Annotated in this window: 2 protein-coding genes; both read right to left on the bottom strand. The window is 28.9% G+C overall.

The annotated features are described in order from the left end of the window. Positions 1-878, bottom strand: an 878-nt coding sequence (locus GQX97_RS12140) for a PTS transporter subunit EIIC (RefSeq protein WP_157152197.1), incomplete at its 3' end; no start/stop codon positions are given. Positions 879-912: 34 nt separating this feature from the next. Further along, the coding region (locus tag GQX97_RS12135) for a PTS transporter subunit EIIC (RefSeq protein WP_198391223.1) at positions 913-1557 on the bottom strand (645 nt) is incomplete at its 5' end.

Raw genomic sequence — 1557 nt, 5'->3', positions numbered from 1 at the left:
ATTTCTTCTCCTGCCTGTAATGCACTTTGATTAAATGCTAAATTTGATAAGCTTATAGAAGAAATTATAGCTCCAAGTATATTAGTACCATGAAGACCCGCAAACCATAATAAATGCACCAAAAATAGTAYTAATATTATTGATGGAAGAGAATCYGATATATGAAGCAATGGTTCAAATATYTTCATAAATAAATCAGGAAGCATTAATAATAAACTTTTTTGTATTATAAGATTAATTGCTTGAAATAATACTATMACWACTGCTACAGGTATTAAAAGCTCAAATGACTTAGCTATYGCAGGAGGAACAGATTCTGGAAGTGTRATAATTAATTTYTTATGAACCAAAAATCTRAATATCTCTATAGAAATTATTCCAAATATAATAGCTACAAATAAYCCTTTAGCGTCCATAAATCTTACGTCCATTACWGGTATAGAAGTATTAGGAGCTACTAAAAATGATTTTGATACAGMTTCCACTATAGGYACATACTCAACYTTTGCAGATACAAGTAAAAAACYAAATAAKGATAAAAATCCGCCTGTTATAGARTTAAGATTATAATGTCCAGATARAGAATAACCTATTCCATAAACTATAAACATACACATTATACCCATACTCACATTAAAAGGCTGCATTAAATCTGCTTTATATTTTGCCATTAAATTKGTATACCATTCTAAATATAAAAARTTATTTTTGTCAGTAAGAGGTAAGTTTAATATTAARAGTATAAATGAACCCACAATTAAAAATGGTACAGCAAATACAAAACCATCTCTTATTGCATTTAAATATCTATTACTAGCAACTTTTCCTGCTATAGGAAGTACTTTCTCTTCTATAAAATGCATTATTTTATCATTCATTTTTATGCTCCATTTTATTAATGATATTATAATCTTATTTATTAGCTGATTCTTCTTTCTCTAAAGATATTTCATAAGCTTTAAGAAAAGGTATATAAGCTAARTATGAAGTAAATATTAAAACTAAACTTARTATCATAGAACCAACATTTAAGTTAGTAGCAAGCAAAGCAGCTAATGGACCAGGAGTAGTCCAAGGCACCAATGATACAATATGACCTATAATATTTAATTTGGTAAATATCCAAGCTATAGTAGCATTGATTATAGGAAGAGCTATAAACGGAATCATTAATACTGGATTCATTACCACTGGAGCACCAAACATTATAGGCTCATTAATATTAAAAACTGCAGGCACTATTGACAATTTACCAATAGATTTTATATGTTCATTTTTACTTCTCACCATCGCTATTGCCAAACCTAAAGTAGTACCAACACCGCCCATAAATACATAAGAATCAAAGAAACCGCCGGCAAATATTTTTGTTACAGGCTCTCCTGCTTGTAATGCCGCTTGGTTTATTGCTAAGTTTGATAAAGTAATTGCTTTTACTATAGCATCAACTATATTAGTACCGTGTAAACCTGCAAACCATAATATATGTATAACCAACAATAATATTATTATAGAAGGTAAAGAATCAGATACATGAAGAAGCGGTTCAAATATCTT

It is taken from the genome of Brachyspira sp. SAP_772, from assembly GCF_009755885.1.
Classification (GTDB): Bacteria; Spirochaetota; Brachyspiria; order Brachyspirales; family Brachyspiraceae; genus Brachyspira.
The sequence above is the reverse complement of the archived record's forward strand: the minus strand, read 5'-3'. Positions and strand labels throughout refer to the sequence as shown.